Below are 2,304 nucleotides of genomic sequence, written 5' to 3' on the forward strand. Positions count from 1 at the left end.
AGGCTTCCTCGGCAGCGTGGTGACGGGTGTCGGCGAAGGCCACCACCCAAATCTTGCGCTTTACCTGGTCAAAGAGCAAAATGCTGTCCACCTGCATCAAAACGGCATCAGGGGGATCCCCCGGCTGCAGGGGGTGGATGGGCACCTTGGGCTCAATCCAGCGAATCAGCTCGTAGCCCCAGTAGCCAAACAGGCCGCCGATGCTGCTGGGCAATTCCGGCAAATGCACCGGCTCATAGGGCTGCAAGCAGCGGGCCAAAATTGCGAAGGGATCCCCTTGGTGGTGCTCCTGTCGGCCATCGCGGTATCGCTGTAGCGCCTGATCCCCGCGTATTTCCAAAACCCACAGGGGATCGCAGCCCAAGAAGCTGTAGCGGGCCACCTGTTCCCCCCCCTCCACCGACTCCAGGAGAAAGTTGTAGGGCTGGCCAGCACAAACCCGATACCAGGCAGAAACCGGCGTTTCCAAATCCGCCACCCATTCCTGGTACACCGGGATAAAGTTGCCCTGCTTGGTGAGGGCAAGAAACTCCTTCAAGGGAGGGTAAATCATGGCCTGCAACTTTTGTGCTTTTCCTGACTCTACCCCAGACACGGGATCCCAAGGGCGTGTGGATCCCTCTGGATTGCCCGGTTGCAACAGCGCCGAAAACCATTAAGCTGAGAGCGGCTCTACTCTCGGGATCCCTTGCCATGCAAAACCCATCTCAGGTGATTCGTGAGCGCCTCCGCTATCAAGGCCACAAATACACCTTCGTCAGCCAGCGTTTGCGTTTTCCCAACGGCAAAGAGGGGGAGCGGGAGTACCTCATCCATCCCGGGGGGGTGGTGGCCGTGCCTGTAACTGCAGCAGGCAAGTTCGTCTGCATTCGTCAATATCGCTTTGCGGTCGCTTCCTATCTTTACGAATTCCCGGCAGGCACAGTCGAGCCAGGGGAGCATCCCGATGACACCATTCGCCGCGAGCTGGAAGAAGAAACCGGCCTGCGTGCCCATCGCTGGGATCCCCTTGGCCAATTTTATTTGTGCCCCGGCTATTCCAGCGAGATCATGTACGCCTATTTGGCGCGGGAGCTGGAAGTGCTGGATTCCCCTCCCGATAAGGATGAGGATGAAGATATTACCGTAGTGGAGTTTTCTGCTTCTGAGCTTACAGAAATGGCCCGTTTGGGAATGGATTTGGACAGCAAGTCCATTGCCTGCTTTTGGCGGGCCCAATTGTTTTTGGCTGCCGAAAAATAGAGCCCTCCGTCGGGGGGGGCTGCCCCTTGCTCCTGGGGGATCCCTTTCAAATTGGCGGGGCGTCGTTCCAAGCCGACTTTGTTGGCTACAGAGGAAGCTCCAGGCTTTTCACCCTAACTTGGTAGCCCATTGCCAGGCGAGATCAAGGTGAGATCGAGGTTGCGTTCGACATAAAAGGGATCCCTGTATCCCGGCTGTTTGGTTGACTGGGAGAACCTTGGAGTCCTTTAGAATTTTAGGGGCGAGGAGTGAGGAAATATGCGGAAGCTGTTGTGTTCCTGTGGTCGAATAGCCTGGGGAGCGGCCTTGGCTGCCACTCTACCGGTTGCTGCTGTTCCTGCCTATCCCCAGCCTGTGCTTCCGCTGCTGCCGGTTCCTTCTGAGGGCGGCGCTGCTCGAGGTGGGGTTGTGGCTTTATTCAATCAATCCATCTGGTGGGATTTCATTCGCGGCAATCGTGGCGAAAACCTACGCCTGTTCCCGGCCAGCCTAACTTCCCCATCTCGCCAGGATGTGGTGGCCGTGTTTCAGATTCAGCGGCAGCCCACCGTGGAGCCGGTGGTGCGCGTTCTCAGCTTCGAGCACCAGGGGGGGTATAGCTTTCGTCTACTCCACACAGCTGAGCCGATCCCAGGACGGTTGGTGGAGGCTCACCTGCGCACGGACATCACCTCCAGCCCACAGCCCAAGTTGGTGCTCCTCACCGAGCGAGGGGGCATCAGCCTGCTGCGCTCTGTCTTGGTCTTGGAACACCGGCCTGAGGGACTTGTGCCACTGCTGAGCGTGACGGATCTGAGCAATGCCAGCCTGCGGGTCAGCCCGCAAGGGATCCTGGTCATCTCAAGCCCGCCCGGTGCCAGCCGTGACTTGAGGGCTACCCTCTACCAATGGGAGGGGGATGGCTTTGTCCGTCGAGATCTATAAGTCCATCATCTGTTGTGACTGTTGTGAATCTGCCTGTCAATATCCATCTTTGTCAGCGAGGTCTCGCGCGGAGCGGATGTCCGTCTCGGCTATCGCTGCCCTTGCCAGCAAGCTGATACATTCACGCTGAACTCTCCT

2 protein-coding genes and 1 pseudogene are annotated in these 2,304 nt (G+C 58.1%); 2 read left to right on the forward strand and 1 reads right to left on the reverse strand.

The annotated features are described in order from the left end of the window. Nucleotides 1-553: pseudogene (locus NW818_RS12970) on the reverse strand (anthranilate synthase component I); the annotation flags it as partial. Between the two features lie 140 nt (nucleotides 554-693). On the opposite strand from NW818_RS12970, the gene NW818_RS12975 reads away from it, so the two are divergent. Together NW818_RS12975 and NW818_RS12980 are read left to right on the forward strand one after the other, a co-directional pair. Continuing rightward, nucleotides 694-1,242, forward strand: coding sequence for an NUDIX hydrolase (locus NW818_RS12975; RefSeq protein WP_011432186.1), 549 nt, complete (start codon nucleotides 694-696; stop codon nucleotides 1,240-1,242). 258 nt (nucleotides 1,243-1,500) lie between these two features. After that, nucleotides 1,501-2,166 (forward strand): hypothetical protein, encoded by a 666-nt coding sequence (locus tag NW818_RS12980; RefSeq protein ID WP_414332047.1) that lies wholly within the window; start codon nucleotides 1,501-1,503, stop codon nucleotides 2,164-2,166. Nucleotides 2,167-2,304: the final 138 nt, after the last annotated feature.

This window comes from Synechococcus sp. R6-5 (assembly GCF_047461775.1).
In the GTDB taxonomy this organism is placed as follows: Bacteria; Cyanobacteriota; Cyanobacteriia; order Thermostichales; family Thermostichaceae; genus Thermostichus.

Excerpts from the sequence above, each read along its gene's own strand:
- NW818_RS12980 (WP_414332047.1), top strand. The coding sequence starts at position 1,501 with ATGCGGAAGCTGTTGTGTTCCTGTGGTCGAATAGCCTGGGGAGCGGCC.
- NW818_RS12975 (WP_011432186.1), top strand. The coding sequence starts at position 694 with ATGCAAAACCCATCTCAGGTGATTCGTGAGCGCCTCCGCTATCAAGGC.